This window comes from Flavobacterium sp. AC274, assembly GCF_979258275.1.
In genome coordinates this window covers 5,218,826-5,238,074 of record NZ_OZ409852.1, presented here as the reverse complement: position 1 = coordinate 5,238,074, position 19,249 = coordinate 5,218,826, and the positions used below count along the sequence as shown (strand labels likewise).

Sequence of the window (19,249 nt, the reverse complement as noted above, 5' to 3'; positions counted from 1 at the left end):
AATAATAATGGCTTATTGAAGGTTGAAGTTGTGTTTTGAAAAAGAAATAAAAGACAAACCTACCAAAAGTATAGGCATGCTAATTCCTAAATAACCAATTGCCCGCCTGATTCTTCTATAAGTGAAAATATCGTCACGTTCAATTTCTATTTCCTTAGGATCTATTTTCATTTTATTATGAGTTGATTAAAGGAAACATAAAGTTGAGCTCTTAGTTTGAGGGAGAATACAATAAATCTGATTGTGGTAATTCTATTTTACCCTCAAATTTTTTCGATTGCGAATAGATGGTAATTCCTAAAAGTCTCCATTCTAAAGTTCCATAAACAGAATAAACGTATTGATTTTCTCCATTAGATTTATTTAAAATAATACTAATTGGGTGCCAGTTTGTACCACTTATAAATCCTTCTCTGGAAGATTGTGCATTAAGCAGTTCCTTAGCTGTATAATTTACAGAAAGACTCATTTTTGAAGTTAGATTATCATCAATAACTATTCTTTCATTTCGACCATTATAGCTATTAGCGACTTTAGCGGTTTTATTATTTAAATCAAATTGTTTGAATTCAGAATTGTTGTCTTTTGGTTTAGAAGTAAAAGATAATAAACCCAAAGCAAAAATAACACAAGCAAAAAGACCCAATTTTTCACGAATAAATTTCAATGCCTGAAAACATATAACAATAAATGCGATAAAGATTGCTATATTTAAGATACCCCAAATTAATTGTGTCATAATAGCTGTTTGTTACTTCTATAAATATATTAATCAGATTATTAATAATTTACAGAGTTGGTTATTTGAAAATGGTAATTTTTTACAAAACGAAAATACAAATTAAACCTGAAAAAACTAAATATTTAGAAGATTTATCTCATAATATCAGTATCAACCGGAATATAACCAAGATGCCTGCTTAGAGATAAAATTTGACCCTTATGATGGTATTCATGTGTAATAACATGACTAAAAAATTTTAAAGGTGATGCTAAATTTTTATTGCCTTGTATTTCGTAGACTATCTCTCGATCAGAAAGATCCATTTCCAGAATAAATTCTTCCATGAAAAGATCTACAGAATCAAAAAGTAAAATAACATACTGTATTGTTAAGTTATCTTCATATTCAGCATATTTTAGGTTCTTTTTCAATGCCAGATTCGCAATCCAATATTCGTATGTGTTGGCGATATGAACGAGTAAGTTTCTCATGCTTCCGCCACGGCCAAATGATGTATTTTGATTAATGAAATCTTCTGGACTAATAGTTTTACAATATTCAAAAAGTACATTTCTTGAACCTTTTACATATTGATATTGTTCTTTGACGTATGTAGAATATTGTTCTGACAAAATAGAAGCTTTTAATTTTACTTAATTTAAAAACGTTATTATCGCTTGGTCGTTATTGGCAGCTTCTGCATATATTTGTTGCAAAAGTTTAAAGTTTTCATCTAAATAATCAAAAGAATCCTCATCCCATATTGGATATATATCTAACTCGTTCATTGTTTTGGAGTTATATTTATTTTTTAAATCTTCAGTTGTAATTTTTGAAATTTGCTCGCTTAGGTCTTTAACCTGATCAGAAGTTAAATAATGTCCGGGACCATAACCTAAATCCTGTTCTTCATCAATAAGTTGACCACTAAATAAAACCTGTACTAGTGGATGATCTGCATTTTGAATGTTTTGTCCTGTTAGTAAAAAGATAATACCATCCCAAGCTTTGTCAACATCGTTTAAATTTTGATCTTCGGTTGCATTTTCATCGTAAATTCTTTCCTCTAAAAGCGAACTATCTTGTAAATAAGTTTCAAGTTCAGTAGTAGTTACGCGAAGTAAATTAGCGATCATTCCCATATCGTATTATATTTTATTATTTAGTTTGTTTTTTTAATTTTTCATGGATTGTTCTGTTAATGAATTATCAAACTCAGGAGCAATCTTTATAGGGAAATCACTAAATTCAATTGCATTTAAATCGTTATTCAAACTTTCTAAAGTTTCAATCATAAACGTATCTAAATCGGTAGGAATTTCCATTTTATTTTTCTGAAATTGATTAATAAGGATAGTAAGATATTCTGTCATTGTTTTTTGTCCGTTTGCATCTAAAAACATTTCTTGTGACCAAAAATCAAGAGTAACCATTTTAATTTTTCCATAAGAATCATTATCCGCAAGAAAAATCTGTTTATCATTTAACCAGTCCCATTTCTTACTTCTTGAAAAATATAAATCTTTTTTTGAATAGTTTTTAATGATGCTGAAATTGGGGATTTCATTTTGTTTTCTGAAAAAATTGAACATAAAGATGTCTTATTTCTTAGAAAATAAATTCTCTACAACCCAGGCCGGACCAATCATTAGGAACTGAAGGTCTTTTAAAAACGAAGGCTTTTTACCTTCAATGTTATGTCCGTAAAACTGCCCAATCCACGCGATTACAAACACGCCAATAGAAAACAGCCATAAAGGTAAAAGCTGACCGATGTAATAATTCACAATCAGACAAAGAGTAGAGAAAATAGCGATTTTAATAGCCATTGCAACTGATAATCGGATATAAAAAACAAGAACAACAAGTAATACAACAACTGCCCAATTTTCGATAATGGGAGCATTCAGTTTAAGAGTATTGGCAATAAAAGTACTCGGAATACTCATTAATAGTCCTACAATCGAAAAGTAAATTGCCGGAACGCAAACATAGTGTATTGCTTTGTTTTTTGGGTTTTGATGACTTACGGCATATTCGTCAAACCATTGGTCTAATGTTCTCATTTTTTTTGGTTTAGATAGTAAACAAATCTATTAAAATTTTTCTGACTTTGAATAAAATCAAAAAATATAGACTTTAAACGCAGAATTTTTTAACCGCAAAGTCCACAAAGTTTTACGCAAAGTTCACAAAATGATAAACACATAGCTTTGCGTCCCGAGGCTTCGGGATGCATTTTTAACTAAAGCTCAATTTTTAAAAATTCTTTGCGCACTTTGCGGTAAAAAAACTTGCCGAAGCTTTAAAAAATATTAAGATTATCTGTTACCAATATTAGTTTTTTAAATCGGCTTCTGTCAAAATCTATTCTGCTGGCCTGAACGGCAATAGGAAAATAAATCCCCACATTCGAAGTCATTTTTAATTTGCTTTGGTTGCTTATCGTAAAATCCAGTTTACCCTCTGCAACTGCATTTAAGCTGGCAATTAAATCCGCATCTAATGTAAAATCAGTCTCAATATCGACCACCAGATTTTTAGCAAAAACAGTTCCCGTAATGAGGAGAAGATAATTGCGATTGGCATTTTTTAAAAGAGAAGGATTTGGATGCAGAAAATCGGCAGAAAACAAATATTCTTCGAGATTGCCCAGCGCATATTCTTTCGTAACAGAGTTTTCGTAACTGATGGTTACGGTTTTTCCGGATTTTATTTTGGCAGAAATTTCAAAAGTACCAAGTCCTAATGTTTTTAGAATTTCTTCCAAAAGTGTGATTCCTATATTAAAACCATAATCATCTTTTTTAGTATAATCAACGCTCAACGCCGGATTTTCGATTTCTATTAATTCAATATCGCTTTTAAAAGCGTGACTGATATTTGCATAATAAAGTTGTGCTTCATCAAAAGGTTTTTTCAACCATAATTGTAGTGGTTTATGACTTCTTAAAGGTCCTTCGATTAAGTCATAACCCTGATCGCCTAAAAATTTGGTAAGTTTCATGGTATTGTTTTTTTTAAGTTATACAAATAGTTTTGGGGTATTAGTATTATTATTATTATTATTATTATTTTAGTGTATTATACTTACAAATTTATTAAATATTTATTGGTTTATTTTAAGCTTTATGGCATTTGGTATAATTTATAACAATTTATTTAACACATAGAAATATAGGTTTTATGTAAAAAAAACAATTTTACAAAACAGAACACATTTCTTTCGTATAGTGCTGCTGTATGTATTTTTAATAAGGTAAAATACCTTTCCTGAGATTTTAAATCTATGTTTCTATGTGTTTAAATTAATTTTCCTAAGAGTTCGCTTTTTTATTTCAAATTGTGAATATCTATTTTGAAAATTAAGATTTTTTATTTCCTTTAAAATCTATCTTTGGCATCCTTAAAAAAATGAGAAATGAGCGCAACTTGGTACGAATGCAAAGTAAAATATAGAAAAACAGATGACATCGGAACACAAAAGGTTACTACAGAACCTTATTTGGTAGATGCGATATCTTATACAGAAGCCGAAAGCAGAATTAATGAAGAAATGAAGGCTTATGTAAGTGAAGAATTTAAAATCACCAATATTAAAGTGGCAAATTATGCCGAGATTCATCCTTTTGAAAATGCTGATCGCTGGTTTAAATCGAAGGTTACTTTAATGGCTTATGATGAAGAAAGTGGTAAAGAACGCAAAACAAATATGTATTTGTTAGTTCAGGCCAATGATGTAAAAGAAGCCTATGACAATACGATTACGGCAATGAAAAACACAATGGGAGATTATACAATTCCGGCAATTTCAGAATCACCAATTATGGATGTTTTTCCATATTTTAGTGGTGAAGAGGGAGACTTAGAACAATTGGAAAGATTTAATGCCCTAAAAGCTTCTAAACCAGAAATTGTAGCTGTAGGTGATACAGGCGAAAATATAGAAGATCTTGTAGAAGCAGATAGCGAATAATCTACTTTAGTATTATATAAAAAGAGAGCTTTAAGTTCTCTTTTTTGTTTTTATAAGATATTGATAATAAGATTTAGTAGTTATATCTTTTATGCGGTAAATCTTTGTCAAAGTTTAAAACTTTGACAAAGATGTCCAACGTTCTATGTTTTATGTTGACAAAATAAAAAAATCCGTTTAAATCCGCGTTTTTGCAAAGCAAATCCGTGTCATCTGCGTTCCACAACAAAGATTAGAAATAAGAATAAACAAAAGTCTACAAAATCTTATTTCTGATTATAATCAAAAACATTATCCCACAATTCATCAATTTGAATCAAAGCTTTCTCTAAAGGAAGAGCTTCCCATTTTCCATTTGTTTCTACACCAAGACCGATGTTTTTTAGTTTCAGTAAGGCATCGGTTACATCAAAATCAATTTCTGTTTTTAATTTTGTTTTAAACCAGAATTCAATTTGATTATCTAATTCTTGGGCCGTTAACGGATTTTCGCTTTTATGTAAAAAAGCATATGCCAAAATAGTTTCTTTAAGCACTTCTTCTTCAGAAGAATTTAGTAAAGAATAAAAAGCACCACTATTATTTCCAAGATTTTTAAAATACAAACTATCCGAAAGCATTTTAGAATATCTGATTTTCTTGTTTATAAAGTTGTTGTATTGGCGAAAGCAATAAGCGGCTAAAATTCCCAATGCAATCAAACCTTGGTTTAATGATGTTTTGCTGTTTAGTAAATCGATTGTTTCTCCGGTTTCATAAGCGGTATACATATTAATCAGCGCCGGAATTACCTGGGCGCTTAATAACGAAATTCCACCAAAAATTCCCGGGACCCAAAGGAGCATTTTATCTTTCAGAGACATTCGTGGAATCGCATTTGGGAAAATGGTTTCCAAATCATTTTTAGGAACACGTTTAAAGATTTTTAAACCAATAGATCCGGGATCAATAGGCATTCTCCCTAGTTTGACTTTGTTTTCTTTTAGATAATCGGCTTCGTTATAATTGAGGTAAATCATAACACGATCGTAATATTCGATCTCAATTTCTTTCTTCCAGAAAATATATTTTTTGACTTTTTCTTTTGCTTTGTGACTACCGCGAACATACAATTCATAGTCTTTAAAAGCATTGAAATCTATCGAAAGATTCAGACCAATTAAATCAGAATCTTTAAAAGCTTCGTCTAAAGTTTCATGATCAATTTTGGTATAATTGCCACGTTCTAAAACCTGACGAAGTGTTTCTTTGAAAATTCCAAAATCACTTTTGCCAATAAAACTTTCACGTTCTTTCAAACTCAAATCTGGATCAAATAAAGCGTAGTTCTGCTTTAAATTTCGGTTCAGGTTAAAAGATTCATAATGATAATAATGTTCGATAATATCGAATAACTTTTTAAAATCATCAATCTTTTTTTTGTCTTCGGCGAAAGTGGCTATTTGTTGCTCGAGTAAGAATTCCTTGTTAAAGGGAATATAATGTTCTCGTGTCATGTTTGTAGGTTCTTAGGGACTAAGGCCCAAAGATACAAAGGTTTTTTTTAAAGTTCCTAAGGTTCTGAGATTCTAAGATCCTAAGGTTTTTTCCCAGCTTGTTAAGTTGGAATCCGGAATTTTAAAAATTTGAAACTTAAGACTTAATTATTCTAAAACGTCCCGGATATTTAAGCCACAGGCTTTTTTTGTTGCCATAATAATCCATAAAATCTTCGCAAACAAATACGGCGTGTGCTGTAGACCAGGCCACAACTCCGCAAAACTCGCTTCCTGATTGACGTTTTAATTTTTGAATTTGTTTGCCTTTTTCAAAACCCAGGTATTTATAAATAGTAGGAGTATAGACTTCACCATCTTCCAGATCTTCCAAAGCTTTTTCAAAAGTTTCCTTCTTATCCGTAATCTGCCTGTATTTTGCCATTACTGCATAAGTTAAAATGGCATATTCTGTGATTTTTTCGCTCTCTGGATTATCTTTGATATAGACAAAATCTGCAGAAAATTTGGCTTTATCCAGTTCCTCTTTTTTTAAATTAAAAGAAGCATTATTTTTTAATGTTATTTTATATACACTATCACTTACCGTGTCAGTTACAAAAAGGTTGTCCAGTCCATAAACATTCAAAGAAGCTTTAATAAAAGCAATTGATGAGCAGTTTGTTCGTTCTCCTTGTTTAAAGCTTTCAAATATTTGATCCGAGCTTAGTTGTGCATAAGAATTGGAACAAATAAACATGAAAAATAAAAATGTCGAAGTAATAAATTTCATTGTCTTAAATTTTATAATTGTTTCCGGTAATTTTTTAATATGATGTAGTTTTGCAAATCTATAAAAATCAACCAATAATTGGCGTCTTTATCTTTTACTTTTTTGCATTTTATAAAGATTTTTCGAAGTTATCCTTTTGAATGATTAATGAACATTCTTTTGAGGATGATATTTTGAGGAATTTATTTAAAAGTTGTAAAGAAATATAAATTCTCTATTTAACTGATTAACAAAATGGCGAAAACTAAAAATGAGATTTCCAATCTTGTTAAAGATTTGAAATCCCACTTTATAGCTCCAAAAAAATAATACTATTTATAGTTTCCCTTTTGAGAAATTATAATTTAATGACAAAAATTATTCAATGGCAATTTTACCACTAAAAACAGTTTTGGCACCACGTATTTATACCTGTTTTTGCGTTTTTTGAAGATAAAAACCTAGATGATTGACAAAGAAATAAGAAACTAATTTGGTTCAGAATTCTTTAAGTGGATTATTTTGCGAATGTATTGCAGTAAATTTTCTTTTTCTACCGAAAAGACAGCATTTTCATCTTCAGTACTTAGATATAAATCGGCAATACTTTCGGCATCCATATTTTTGAGTAGATATTGATGTTCAATATATTGTATGAGATTGTCTATAAAAAGCTCTTGCAGTTTTCCTTTTTCTATAGTCTCGGGATCCCCATTTTTTATTTTTTCTATTTCAGATTCCGGTAAATCGATCGTGAGATAAGTCGTGTCTACGGCTACTTTTGATAGTAATTCTTCAGTAACTTTTCCAGATGCATCGCAATAGGCACAGGGACCGGGAGCCCATTTTAATTGTTTATTTAAGCGTCGTATATCTTCCGGACCAACGAATCCTTTTCCCAGACATCTTGGGCATTCTAAATCTGAATTTTTAAACAGGAAATTAAAAAAGGTCATTATTCTAAAATTTGGGGGTTAGAGTTTAATAGCAGTGCGAAGATAATTATTTATGTAAGAAATTTATTTTAATGTTAATTGTTTTTTTGAACAGAAGGGTTTGTAGGGCACTTTTTAGGGTAAAAAAGAAGCAAAAGAAACAAGGTTTTAAAAAAGTAAAGAAATTCATATTATGGTGATTACGTAAGGATTTTACGAAAAACATGGAAAATTTTTGATGATTATTACGGTAAATTTGAGTAACATTTATTTGTTAATAAAATGTTTCAATTAAATTTAAATCAAAGCTGAAATGAAAAATATACAAACTACCAAAATCCAAAATTTTTTTAGAATATTCTTGGGAATCTTCATGATAACGGCCGCTATTGGTCACTTTACTTTTCAACGAACCGATTTTCAGGCACAGGTCCCAAATTGGGTTCCGATGGATAAAGATCTGGTTGTAATACTTTCCGGAATTGTAGAATTGGCAATCGGTTTGGCTATTATTTTCCTAACCCGCTATAAAATACAAATAGGAATTGGGCTTGCCATATTTTACGTGCTGGTTTTTCCGGGGAATATTGCACAATACTTAAACGAAACAGACGCTTTGGGCATGAACACAGATCAAGCCCGTTTGATTCGATTGTTTTTTCAGCCTATTCTGATTTTGTGGGCTTTGTGGTCTACCGGTGCGATTGATTATTTTAAGAAGCTAAGTAACAAAGGTTCTATGTAACTAAGTTTTTAGGTTCAGGGCAAAGGTCTAAAGTTTGGAATTTGGAATTTTTTAATTTAGATTTTTCTAATTGGGATTTTATTTTTTTATAATCACAATAAAAATACTAATCTGGCATAAGCCATTTCTATTAGCCTACCTTACCAAAAAAAGATGGCAATAGAGGAGAAGGTTAAGCAGGTTGAAGCATTATTTGATCGTCTTGAAATTGAAATAACCGCTTTTAAATCAGAGACTCATTTGTATTGCAACGCGGGTTGTGGCAAATGTTGTTCAACTCCTAATATAGATGCTTCGCCTTTAGAATTTTTACCCTGGGCATTTCATTTATTTCTGAATGGAAAAGCCGAAGAAACATTAGCTGAATTAAAAAATAATAAGGCAAAAAATTGTCATTTATATCGTTCAATTTCCATATTAGAATATCAAAAAGGAAGTTGTAGCAATTATCGTTATCGCGGTTTGGTCTGTCGTCTTTTTGGTTATGCGGCAAATACCGATAAATTCGGAAAATTGCGAATGGCTACTTGTAAAATAATAAAAGAACAACAAACTGAAAATTTCACCAAAGCAGAAGAACTTATAAATAAGAAAATATATGTTCCTATTTTCTCTGATTATTACATGCGATTGGCACAAATTGATCTTAGAATGGGAGTTATTTTAATTCCCATAAACGAAGCCTTAAAAATGGCGATTGAAGAAGTGTTGTCGTATTATGCTTATCGACCTTTTCCGGATGGATTGGGGAATATTGCTTAGAAGTGAAATTTAGGAAAATGGTATGATCAAAATTTAGATTTCAGTCAATATTACTCTTCGAGGAAAAAATAAAAAAGCTCAACTTTAGCAGTTGAGCTTTTACGTATTAACACACAAATATAAATTCTATAAAAAACATAAAATAAAAGATGTTTAGTTTTTATGCAATTTATAAAGGATTGAGCTCAGGATTAACGTTAGTAATTGTGGTTTCTGTAACTACGGGAGGAACTATTGTGGCTAAATTATTGTTTTCAGTGATTAATTTTTTATCTTGAATTCCTTTGCCAAGAATGTATCCCGAAATTCCCGAAAGCATAGCAGCAAGTTCACTTCCCTTGAGAATGTCCAAAATTCCAAAAAGTATTATTGCTATAATTAAAACAAAAAGTGTAATGAACTGGAGACCGTAACCACTTAACAAATCTTTTGATAAGGAAAGATCTGATTTTAGATAAATGATTGAAAAGAAACAAAGCAATATAAAACCTATTAAATAAACAAAATTCTTGCTCACCATAGTTTTAAATTCTTGTTTTCTGTTTTCTGGATCTAGGGCTGTATCAATTTCATTTTGACAATCTCTTATGTCTTGTTTTATATTATTAATACTTTCTTCGAGAGATTGATTTTCCTTTATTTTTTGCTCGTTTTGATTACTGGTATATTCAAAAATTTTGATTTGTCGGACTATTTCCTCTACAGTTTCTTTGGGAGGTGGACTCACTCTATTGTAGATATAGTTTCTCATATCAATAATATCATTAGGTTTTTTACCAATAATCAGATTATTTAATTCTTTTATTTTTTTAAGATTAGTATTTTGTTCGTTAATATCAATTTTATTTGCATCGATAATCAAATTTAAGCGTTTCAATAATTCTTCTTTTTCATATAAAAAGAAGCGTAATTTTTTAAAGTTTGATTTATCTTCACTTTTGAATTTTGTATCGAATTCCCTAGGAATTGAAGTTGTTTTTGCTATATCAATATCATTAGTCATTTCTTTAATAATTTGCGTTTCTTGCGAAAAACCAGTTAATGGGAAAATTGTAAACAAAATAAGGATAAAGTGCTTTCTATATAGAATTTTTTTCATAGTTTCTGGTGATTTTGTTTAATTATTGATTTTTTAAATAAACTCCTTACAGGTTTTGATTTGGTTGTTATTTAGATTCCCACTCTTTACTATCTTTTTTATTAAGCCCCCATCGAATTCCTAAAAGAGTGACTAAATCTTTAGATGAATCTGAAGTGAAATTTTTACCAAAACCTCCTGTTAAGTAATAATTTGAATTGATCTTGTATTGTATTACTCCTACTGAGCGATAATCTTTTCCGTTACCATTTCTTTTTATATACTCATAACCGATTGAAAGGGCATCTATATCAATTTGTAATTTACAGCCATAATCAAAATATTCGAATTGATCTGAATAGTTTAAAGTTAAATTGTTATAAACAGAATCATCTTTTATATATCTAATGAAACCATAAAGATTAAGATAATTATTACTTACTTTAGGGGACCAAGTAATTGTACTCCAAATACCTATTCTGTCTTGTTGATTATTATTATGTGTGTTGTCATAATATAAAGTACTATACGCTGCAGCTAAATCTAGTGTTAAGAGCGGCTTTTTCAATATTTCGGCAAATTCATCTGCCTTTTCCGTGATCAAAGATTCCAGTACTTTACCATATTGGTCGTGATATTCGGCAGAATGGGTAAATTTATTTAAACCTGGAAAATCTCTTGCCATTATTAGATCAGCTTCAGCATTCATTTTTGCGGTCGTATTTCTAAGAGCCCCATAAGCGTTTATCATTTCTTCTTTATTTCGACGAAAAATTGTTAAAACATTGACATTAAATCCTGCGGCTAAAGTAGTGGTACTGTCAGTTTGTTTTACTACCCCAGAAACGTTGGGTCGAAAAAGTTTGTTGATTGTAACTTCTTTAAAATCATTAACATCTTTTCCAAGTCCATAATATTCTAAACCATTAAGTTTTCCTTTGTTTAAACTAAAATCAAAAGAAATATTTGATAAATTTTCTGTATTGATATTGAAATCTTTACAATCTGGATTTGAAGTAATTATTGCTGCAGTATTGTCAAGAAGTGATAAGCCTGTGGAGTTAAGAATTTGCACTTCTTTTAAATCCAATGAATTTGTTGTGTTTTGGGAAAAGCAAAAATTCACAAGTGCTAAAAATAAAAAAGTAATTAGTTTTTTCATATTAAATCAATTAGTGATACAAAATAAATAAGTTCTTTGCTTTTAATATCGAGTGGTCCTAAATCATAAGTTGTAAATTCTTGACTTTGAGCATTACAATTTTCTATTTTATACTTAAAAATTAATTTTTTTGCATTCTTAATAATATCTTCTTTAGCTAAAGTATTTATTGATTTGTAACTAATGTAAGTTTCAAAATATAATAGACCTTTATTGTGTGTAAACATAGGTGTTAAAGGAATTGAAGCATCTGTTAAATGCATTGGCGTGATAAATAACGGCTTTTGAGGATTTATTCCATTTTGTAGATCTAGAAAGACTCTTGTGTACAATGGAATGAATCCCATATTGTTTGATAATTCAAAACTGATTTTAATTTCGTCACAATTTTGTGTGTTGTAATCTTTGCTCATAATTTCTAAAATTTTTAATTTACCTACTCTAATTTGTCTCTTTTCGGTTTACGAGTTTTTTTATTTTTGATCAAATGTTTCTGGATGATTTTCTTTAACATATCTACAACAATATTACCAATTGTTTAACAAACACCACTAAGTATTTATACGGTATTTTATTACAAATAACAAAATAAAAAAGCCCAACCATTTAAAGTTGAGCTTTTTGTAAATTTATGGTTAACGAATCTTTACCTAAAGAAACTATCTAATAAAATCTGATATTTTCTGCCTACAGGAATGATCTCATTATTAGACATTGTTAAAGATTTGAAAGTGACAGAAGTAATTTTGGCAACATTTACAATAAACGAACGATGCACCTGCACAAAGTTATTGCTGTCAATTTCTGAGGAAATACTTGAGAGTGAACCGTAAACAATTAAAGGTAAATTGAGTTTGGCGCTATAGAGTTTCATATAGTTGCCAAGACTTTCGATGTAAATAATATCCGTTAAAGGAATATTCATCATTTGCCCGTTTACGCGAATCGAAAGTACTTTTTCGCAGGAGTTGTCTTCTTTTTTTATGCTGTTTCCAGAGGAATAAATTTTGGCTTTTTCGATTGCTTTAGAGAATTTGTCGAACGAAATAGGTTTTAATAAATAATCTATTGCATCGTTTTGGTATGCCGAAAGAGCAAAATCAGAATAAGCCGTTGTAACAATTGTTAAAGGTCTTTTGGGTTGTAATTCCATTAATTCGACACCCGAAATTACAGGCATATTAATATCCAGAAAAATAATATCGTAAGTGTTTTCGTTGAGTAATTTTATGGCTTCCATTCCATTAAAAGCGCTTCCGGAATGTTCCAGATCATCAAATTTTGAGATATGAGATGCAAGTGCCTTGTGTGCCGGCGATTCATCATCTATGATAAGACAGCGGTAGGTAAGTGCCATATGTTTAATTTTACGATAAAGGTATTCTTTTCTTTCCTGCAGTTCAATTCATGTTTTAAACCGTAAACTTCAAGGCGTCTTTTTAGGTTTTCAATTCCAATTCCGGTGCCCGAAATTCGCGACCCGGATTCCAGATAACTGTTTTTTATAATAAAAGACAAACCGTTGCATCTTACCTTTAAATCAATATTAATAAAAGGTTCAGCAGTTTCTGCCGAAAACTTAACGGCATTTTCAACCAAAGGCAAAAAGAACAATGGTGGAATATCAATACTGTCAAAATTGCCTTCAAATTTTTGGGTTATCGCCAGTCTTTCATTTCTAAACGTATAATATTCCATATACTTTTTAATAAAAGCAATTTCTTCATCCAACAAAACATAATCTTTTTTGGTAGCTTCAATCTGATAACGAAGCATGTCTGAGAGATTCAAAATTCTGTCCGGAACTTTATCAGGTTCTGCCAGCGATTCTCCATATAGATTATTCATTGCATTGAGCAAAAAATGTGGATTAAGCTGCTGTTTTAAAAACGAAAGTTCAGACTTGAAATTCATGATATCCTTGTCTGTATCCATGATTTTTTTGGTAATCACAACATGAATAAAATAAAAAAACATTCCGTTGATAATAAGCGATAATATTTGAAGTGTCTTGAAATTTCCTAAACCCATAAGAGGGAAAAACCAATTCATAAAAAAGTAAAAACAAGTCCAGTAAATGGCAAAAAGTGTAAAGAAGATTTTAGCCTTTTTTTGAATAAAAAAGGTTTGATGATAAAAAGATTGAAAATAGTAATCCATACGATACAAGGAAAATAGCCAACGGTTATTTTACTGATCATATACGACCAACTGTGACCGTCAAGTCTTATTTCGTCATATACACACGCTAAAATCACCAAAAATATAAAGGTGTGTACGATGAGATTTCGAAGAAAAAAGTTCTGGTAAATTTTAAGCATTGTCATAACGGCAAAATTAGGCTAATATTATAGTTTATACCTATTTGCGTTGTAAAAATTATACGAACGCCATTGGTATAAATGTTACGCCGTTTGTATAAATATGCTATTATTAAAGAAGCTTGTCATTTACATTTGCTCAGGATTTCGATCTTCAAAAACAATCTTAATTAATACCACTTTATATGAAAAAAAGAATCATCTCTGTTCTATTCGTATGTACGTCATTGCACACTATGGCTCAGGAAAAAAATCAGCCCATGCAAACGGTGGTAAAAGTGATTACAGATAAATTTCCGACAACGAGAATTTTAGATGTACAATACGAACAATTAGGACCAACAAATTATGATTCGGAATTGTTTGGAAATCGTTTTGAAAGAGGCAGAATCGATAGTCATAACCGATTGAAAGTAGCTTTCAATATGCCATTTTATGTGTCAGAATCTAAAAGGCTTATTTTAACCGGATCGCTGCGTTACAAATATGAAACATACGGTTTTGGAGATATTTACAACTACACTTCAAACACAAACTATACAAGAGAAAAAGAGGATTTTCATTTTATGGCAGCGGCAATGAGTGCAACTTATATGTCGACCCTATTTAAAAAACCGATTATTTATAATGGAACCGCCACAGTTGATGGAAATGAAGATGGTGTACAGCGTGTAAAAGGATTTGTAACCGCAAGTCTGGTTTTGAAACGAACCGCAAACACCACAATTACAGCAGGTGTTTTGGCGATGATAGATCCTTCGGCAATTATTCCGATCACGCCGTTACTTACTTATAATCACAAGTTTACCGATTCGAAATGGGATATTGATTTTATTTTGCCGCAAAGATTATTGTTTAGAAGGGAATTGTTAGAAAACGGAAGAATTTCCTTAGGTACTGAATTAAACTCTGAAAGTTTTTACTTAAATTTGAATACCTCAAATTTGAAGGGGATTTATGAGTTGAATCAGTTGGAGTTAAAATCCGGAATTACTTATGAATACTGCATTACACCAAAGGTAATCACTTTCGTAAAAGCCGGAGTTAATAACGTATTAAGTACGCGAATTACCGAAAAGGGTGAGCGCACAAACAAATACGTTTATGACCACAGCGAAGACACTCAGGGATATTTTAGATTCGGAATATCATACAATCCTTTTTAATCGAAATTCATGATTTATTAATTTAAAAATAAATAATTATGACAGTTGAGGTTTTTAAAACAAATGTTCAGAAAGAGGCAGATAAAAATTATGTTATTGCCGTGATCCAAAGTCAGTTTCCAAATTATAAAATCAATTTTGATTTAGAAGACTGCGATAAGATATTAAGGGTTGAAGGGGTTGAACTTGAGCCTAAAAACATTATAGACTACGTAAATTGTCTTGGATATGTTTGTGTAGCTTTAGAATAAAAAAATAGATTTGACTAGAAAAAGGGTAAAAACACCCGTTTTTTTCTATTAGATTATCAATAATTTTGGCGAAATAATTTCTTATAAAAACTTTATATTTATCCATCATGATAAGTTTCATTCTTTCGCTTTTGGTATTTTTACTCAATCAGCTTTATTAAAAGCTTCATTATTTAATGGATTATTTTCCGGATCTTTTTCATTAGAAAGCTTTCTTGACATTGTGCGCATTATTTTTTTAAATTTGCGATCTATGAAAAAAGCCTTCTCTCTCTTCGACTTTTCACAAAAGGTCAATTACAAAAACGAAATTTTAGCCGGTTTTACTGTCGCAATGACCATGATTCCCGAATCATTATCGTTTGCAATTTTGGCCGGATTTCCTCCTTTGGTTGGTTTGTACGCTGCTTTTATTGCAGGTTTGGTCACAGCAATTTTTGGTGGAAGACCCGGAATGATTTCTGGTGGAGCGGGAGCAACCGTGATTGTTTTGATTGCGTTGATGAAATCACACGGTATAGAATATGTTTTTGCAGCCGTCGCACTTGGTGGCGTGGTGCAAATTTGTATCGGACTTTTTAAACTCGGAAAATTTATAAGATTGGTTCCGCAGCCAGTAATGTTTGGTTTCGTAAACGGACTCGCAGTTGTCATTTTCATGTCGCAATTAGAACAGTTTAAAACTATCGTAAACGGACAAGTTTCCTGGTTGCAGGGAACGCCGCTTTATATTATGCTCGGTTTGGTTGCCTTGACAATTGGTATTGTGCTACTTTTTCCTAAAATTACAAAAGCAGTTCCGGCTTCTTTAGTTGCTATTATGGTGGTTTTTGCCATTGTATTGATTTTTAATATCGAAACCAAAACGGTAGAGGATATTGCTTCTGTTCAGGGCGGTTTTCCTCCATTTCATATTCCGAATATTCCAATTTCTTTTGAGACTTTAAAAGTGATATTTCCCTATTCAATAATTGTTGCTGCTGTTGGTTTAACCGAAGGCTTGCTTACGCTGAATCTCGTTGATGAAATTACCGGAACGCGTGGAAACAGCAACAGAGAATGTATCGCTCAGGGCGGATCAAATATTTTGAACGGTTTCTTTTTCGGAATGGGTGGATGTCCGATGATTGCACAAACTCTTGTAAATCTCGGCGCTGGTTCAAGAGCCCGACTTTCGGGAATAATTGCGGCTTTGACTATTTTAATTATCATACTTTTTGGCGCGCCCGTAATTGGAAAATTGCCAATGGCAGCTTTAGTTGGCGTGATGATGATGGTGGCGATTACAACCTTTGAATGGGCAAGTTTCAAGGTTATCAATAAAATGCCTAAACACGATATTTTTGTTGGAATTCTGGTTGCTGTAATTACTATTTTATTGCACAATCTGGCTTTGGCAGTTTTAATTGGAGTTATTATTTCAGCGTTGGTTTTTGCCTGGGAAAGTGCCAAAAGAATTCGTGCCAGACATTATATTGATGAAGCAGGAGTGAAACATTATGAAATTTACGGACCATTATTTTTTGGATCAATAACTGCTTTTATGGAAAAGTTTGATATACAAAATGATCCTTCGCACGTTATAATAGATTTTAAAGAAAGCCGAATCGCTGATATGTCGGCAATTGAAGCAGTAAATAATTTGACCAAAAAATACAGCCAGTTAAACAAAGTAATCGAACTGAAATATTTAAGCGAAGACTGCAGAATACTACTTAAAAATGCCGACGCTGTGATTAATGTAAATGTTATTGAAGATCCTAAATATAAAGTGGTTTCGAGATAATGCGGCAATGTGCCAATTTGATAATTAGATAATTCTTAGATTGTGTATAATTTATTATCTAATTTTTGAATTCACTATTGGTAACGAACTAACCCGACAGGTTTTTAAAAACCTGTCGGGTTTGTTCGTTATAAGCATTAGATAATTAATTTAAACATCTGCAGAAAAATTATCTAATTATCAAATTGGCACATTTTCTAATTTAAATAATTTGATTTTCGTAACTTTGTAAAATGAAGCTAACAGAAACCTTAGAAGATTTTTACACCATCAAAGTAAATGGAATGCCCGAAAATCTTAGAAAAGAGATCGGACATTTTAATGTTTTTAAATTGGATGATTTTGTTGGTAGTACTTGTAAACCATTTCCTTACACCCGAAAAGACTTTTATAAAATAAGCTTAATCATTGGAAAAAACAAAGTACATTATGCTGATAAGATTTCTGTAATAGAAGATCAGGCCTTGTTTTTTGCAAATCCACAAATCCCTTATAATTGGGAACAGGTTGACGAAAATCAAACTGGTTTTTTCTGCATTTTTACAGAAGCTTTTTTTAATCAGTTTGGGAATTTAAAAGAATATCCGTTATTTCAACCCGGCGGAAATCCAATTGTTCCTATTTCAATGGAATTGGCGGAATCTTTGAAAACGGTTTATTTAAAAATGTTTGACGAAATCAATTCTGATTATACTTTTAAATATGATGTTCTCCGAAATCTTGTTTTCGAAATTATTCATCTGGCTTTGAAAACACAAACTGTAACTACTTCATTATACAGTAAATCGAATGCGACAATTCGGGTTTCGTCTTTGTTTTTAGAATTATTAGAAAGACAATTTCCTATAGAATCGATATCGCAGCAAATTAATTTCCGTTCACCTTCAGAATTTGCCAGCCAGTTAAATGTGCATGTAAATCATTTGAATAAAGCATTGAAAGAAACCACCGGAAAAACAACTTCACAAATCATTTCTGAAAGAATTGTTCAGGAAGCGATGATTTTATTGAAACAAACTAATTGGAATATTAATGAAATCGCCTGGTGTTTAGGCTTCGAAGAATTGTCTCATTTCATCAATTTCTTTAAGAAAAATGTTCAGCTTTCGCCAAAAACATATCGCGTAACCGAAATTGTTTGATTTTCGTAACTTATCGTTTGATTGCTTTAAGTTTTTAAAAGCACTTCGCTGATACCTTTGTACCATAATTAAATGTAAAAATTGAAATCATGGAAAATAACAAAGTTTGGTTTATCACAGGTGCTTCAAAAGGACTTGGATTAGAATTAGCAAAAAAATTATTGGCTGAAGGAAAAAAAGTAGCCGCAACATCAAGAAGTGAACAAGCCCTACTTAAAGAATTAGGAGATCCGTCTGCCAATTTTCTGCCTTTAGAAATGGATTTGACAAATGAGCAAAGCGTTAAAAACGCGATTGAAGTAACCGTAAGCCATTTTAAAACAATTGATGTTTTGGTAAACAATGCAGGTTATGGTTTATTAGGATCATTAGAGGAACTAACCGATGCAGAATCGAGAAAAAACTACGAAGTAAATGTTTTCGGCTTATTGAATGTCATTAGAAATACAATGCCGTATATGCGCGCCAATAAATCGGGTCATATTTTTAATATCGCTTCGATTGGAGGTTACAACGGAGGTTTTCCGGGTTGGGGAATTTACTGTTCTACAAAATTTGCAGTTGCGGGTTTAACAGAATCTTTAGCGGCAGAAGTAAAAGAATTTGGAGTAAATGTAACATTGGTTTATCCGGGTTATTTTAGAACCGATTTCTTAAAAGATAGTTCTTTATTATTGCCTCAGAGTCCAATTTCAGACTATAAAGCGGTGAGAGAATCTGAAAATGCACATAAAGACAGTATCAATGAAAATCAACCGGGAGATCCTGAAAAATTTGCAAATGCTTTAATTAAAATGAGCGAGGAAAAAAATCCTGCATTGCATTTATTTGTAGGACAAGATTCTTACGATATGGCAAATGTAAAAATTGCCGAAGTTCAAAAAGAATTGGAGCAATGGAAAGCCGTTTCTGTTTCGACAGGTTTTTAATTAGCTAATTAGAAAATGTGTCAAT

Annotated in this window: 23 protein-coding genes; 8 read left to right on the top strand and 15 right to left on the bottom strand. The window is 31.3% G+C overall.

Going from position 1 to position 19,249, the window contains the following annotated elements:
* Nucleotides 1-12: 12 nt before the first annotated feature.
* The 7 genes from ACZZZT_RS23610 to ACZZZT_RS23580 form a co-directional block, all read right to left on the bottom strand.
* Nucleotides 13-171, bottom strand: a complete 159-nt coding sequence (locus tag ACZZZT_RS23610; protein ID WP_463462157.1) for a hypothetical protein — start codon at nucleotides 169-171, stop codon at nucleotides 13-15.
* A 40-nt stretch (nucleotides 172-211) separates the two neighbouring features.
* Nucleotides 212-739 carry a hypothetical protein gene (locus ACZZZT_RS23605; protein WP_463462156.1) on the bottom strand — a complete coding sequence of 176 codons (528 nt, stop codon included), beginning with the start codon at nucleotides 737-739 and terminating at the stop codon, nucleotides 212-214.
* Nucleotides 740-873: 134 nt separating this feature from the next.
* Nucleotides 874-1,356: a DinB family protein gene (locus tag ACZZZT_RS23600; RefSeq protein ID WP_463462155.1), complete on the bottom strand. Its 483-nt coding sequence runs from the start codon at nucleotides 1,354-1,356 to the stop codon at nucleotides 874-876.
* 21 nt (nucleotides 1,357-1,377) lie between these two features.
* Entirely contained in the window at nucleotides 1,378-1,866 is a 489-nt protein-coding gene (locus tag ACZZZT_RS23595) for a YfbM family protein (protein WP_463462154.1), read from the bottom strand.
* Between the two features lie 33 nt (nucleotides 1,867-1,899).
* Nucleotides 1,900-2,316 carry a hypothetical protein gene (locus tag ACZZZT_RS23590; RefSeq protein WP_073397101.1) on the bottom strand — a complete coding sequence of 139 codons (417 nt, stop codon included), beginning with the start codon at nucleotides 2,314-2,316 and terminating at the stop codon, nucleotides 1,900-1,902.
* Nucleotides 2,317-2,325: 9 nt separating this feature from the next.
* Entirely contained in the window at nucleotides 2,326-2,790 is a 465-nt protein-coding gene (locus tag ACZZZT_RS23585; RefSeq protein WP_463462153.1) for an Mpo1 family 2-hydroxy fatty acid dioxygenase, read from the bottom strand.
* A 239-nt stretch (nucleotides 2,791-3,029) separates the two neighbouring features.
* Nucleotides 3,030-3,731, bottom strand: a complete 702-nt coding sequence (locus ACZZZT_RS23580) for a gasdermin (RefSeq protein ID WP_463462152.1) — start codon at nucleotides 3,729-3,731, stop codon at nucleotides 3,030-3,032.
* Nucleotides 3,732-4,145: 414 nt separating this feature from the next.
* Here ACZZZT_RS23580 and ACZZZT_RS23575 point away from each other — a divergent pair, with 414 nt between their 5' ends.
* Nucleotides 4,146-4,700, top strand: a complete 555-nt coding sequence (locus ACZZZT_RS23575) for a DUF4494 domain-containing protein (protein ID WP_463462151.1) — start codon at nucleotides 4,146-4,148, stop codon at nucleotides 4,698-4,700.
* Between the two features lie 266 nt (nucleotides 4,701-4,966).
* On the opposite strand, the gene ACZZZT_RS23570 is transcribed toward ACZZZT_RS23575, so the two are convergent.
* The 3 genes from ACZZZT_RS23570 to ACZZZT_RS23560 all read right to left on the bottom strand — a co-directional run bounded on the left by ACZZZT_RS23570 (nucleotide 4,967) and on the right by ACZZZT_RS23560 (nucleotide 7,903).
* Nucleotides 4,967-6,196 carry a TMEM143 family protein gene (locus ACZZZT_RS23570; RefSeq protein ID WP_463462150.1) on the bottom strand — a complete coding sequence of 410 codons (1,230 nt, stop codon included), beginning with the start codon at nucleotides 6,194-6,196 and terminating at the stop codon, nucleotides 4,967-4,969.
* Between the two features lie 136 nt (nucleotides 6,197-6,332).
* Nucleotides 6,333-6,968: a hypothetical protein gene (locus ACZZZT_RS23565; RefSeq protein WP_463462149.1), complete on the bottom strand. Its 636-nt coding sequence runs from the start codon at nucleotides 6,966-6,968 to the stop codon at nucleotides 6,333-6,335.
* A 467-nt stretch (nucleotides 6,969-7,435) separates the two neighbouring features.
* Entirely contained in the window at nucleotides 7,436-7,903 is a 468-nt protein-coding gene (locus ACZZZT_RS23560; protein WP_073397112.1) for a hypothetical protein, read from the bottom strand.
* Nucleotides 7,904-8,195: 292 nt separating this feature from the next.
* Here ACZZZT_RS23560 and ACZZZT_RS23555 point away from each other — a divergent pair, with 292 nt between their 5' ends.
* Complete coding sequence (locus ACZZZT_RS23555) at nucleotides 8,196-8,627, top strand: DoxX family protein (RefSeq protein ID WP_463462148.1); 432 nt, start codon at nucleotides 8,196-8,198, stop codon at nucleotides 8,625-8,627.
* 153 nt (nucleotides 8,628-8,780) lie between these two features.
* Nucleotides 8,781-9,389 carry a YkgJ family cysteine cluster protein gene (locus ACZZZT_RS23550; protein ID WP_463462147.1) on the top strand — a complete coding sequence of 203 codons (609 nt, stop codon included), beginning with the start codon at nucleotides 8,781-8,783 and terminating at the stop codon, nucleotides 9,387-9,389.
* A 169-nt stretch (nucleotides 9,390-9,558) separates the two neighbouring features.
* Here the strand turns inward: ACZZZT_RS23550 and ACZZZT_RS23545 are convergent, their stop codons facing one another.
* The 5 genes from ACZZZT_RS23545 to ACZZZT_RS23525 form a co-directional block, all read right to left on the bottom strand.
* Entirely contained in the window at nucleotides 9,559-10,488 is a 930-nt protein-coding gene (locus ACZZZT_RS23545) for a hypothetical protein (protein WP_463462146.1), read from the bottom strand.
* A gap of 67 nt (nucleotides 10,489-10,555) precedes the next feature.
* Nucleotides 10,556-11,629 (bottom strand): hypothetical protein, encoded by a 1,074-nt coding sequence (locus ACZZZT_RS23540; protein ID WP_463462145.1) that lies wholly within the window; start codon nucleotides 11,627-11,629, stop codon nucleotides 10,556-10,558.
* Nucleotides 11,626-12,042 (bottom strand): hypothetical protein, encoded by a 417-nt coding sequence (locus tag ACZZZT_RS23535; RefSeq protein WP_463462144.1) that lies wholly within the window; start codon nucleotides 12,040-12,042, stop codon nucleotides 11,626-11,628. The genes ACZZZT_RS23540 and ACZZZT_RS23535 overlap by 4 nt, the downstream gene beginning before the upstream one ends.
* A 233-nt stretch (nucleotides 12,043-12,275) precedes the next feature.
* Complete coding sequence (locus tag ACZZZT_RS23530; RefSeq protein WP_463462143.1) at nucleotides 12,276-12,986, bottom strand: LytR/AlgR family response regulator transcription factor; 711 nt, start codon at nucleotides 12,984-12,986, stop codon at nucleotides 12,276-12,278.
* Nucleotides 12,956-13,681 carry a sensor histidine kinase gene (locus ACZZZT_RS23525; RefSeq protein ID WP_463462142.1) on the bottom strand — a complete coding sequence of 242 codons (726 nt, stop codon included), beginning with the start codon at nucleotides 13,679-13,681 and terminating at the stop codon, nucleotides 12,956-12,958. Before ACZZZT_RS23525 ends, ACZZZT_RS23530 begins: the two co-directional genes overlap by 31 nt.
* A 454-nt stretch (nucleotides 13,682-14,135) precedes the next feature.
* Between ACZZZT_RS23525 and ACZZZT_RS23520 the strand changes: the two genes are divergently transcribed.
* From ACZZZT_RS23520 to ACZZZT_RS23500, 5 genes are all read left to right on the top strand, one after another.
* Complete coding sequence (locus ACZZZT_RS23520; protein WP_463462141.1) at nucleotides 14,136-15,116, top strand: DUF6268 family outer membrane beta-barrel protein; 981 nt, start codon at nucleotides 14,136-14,138, stop codon at nucleotides 15,114-15,116.
* Between the two features lie 38 nt (nucleotides 15,117-15,154).
* On the top strand, nucleotides 15,155-15,367 hold the full coding sequence (locus tag ACZZZT_RS23515; RefSeq protein ID WP_042563861.1) for a hypothetical protein: 213 nt from the start codon (nucleotides 15,155-15,157) through the stop codon (nucleotides 15,365-15,367).
* 253 nt (nucleotides 15,368-15,620) lie between these two features.
* On the top strand, nucleotides 15,621-17,153 hold the full coding sequence (locus tag ACZZZT_RS23510; RefSeq protein ID WP_463462140.1) for a SulP family inorganic anion transporter: 1,533 nt from the start codon (nucleotides 15,621-15,623) through the stop codon (nucleotides 17,151-17,153).
* A gap of 233 nt (nucleotides 17,154-17,386) precedes the next feature.
* Nucleotides 17,387-18,295 carry a helix-turn-helix domain-containing protein gene (locus tag ACZZZT_RS23505; protein WP_463462139.1) on the top strand — a complete coding sequence of 303 codons (909 nt, stop codon included), beginning with the start codon at nucleotides 17,387-17,389 and terminating at the stop codon, nucleotides 18,293-18,295.
* A gap of 89 nt (nucleotides 18,296-18,384) precedes the next feature.
* On the top strand, nucleotides 18,385-19,224 hold the full coding sequence (locus tag ACZZZT_RS23500) for an SDR family NAD(P)-dependent oxidoreductase (RefSeq protein ID WP_463462138.1): 840 nt from the start codon (nucleotides 18,385-18,387) through the stop codon (nucleotides 19,222-19,224).
* Nucleotides 19,225-19,249: the final 25 nt, after the last annotated feature.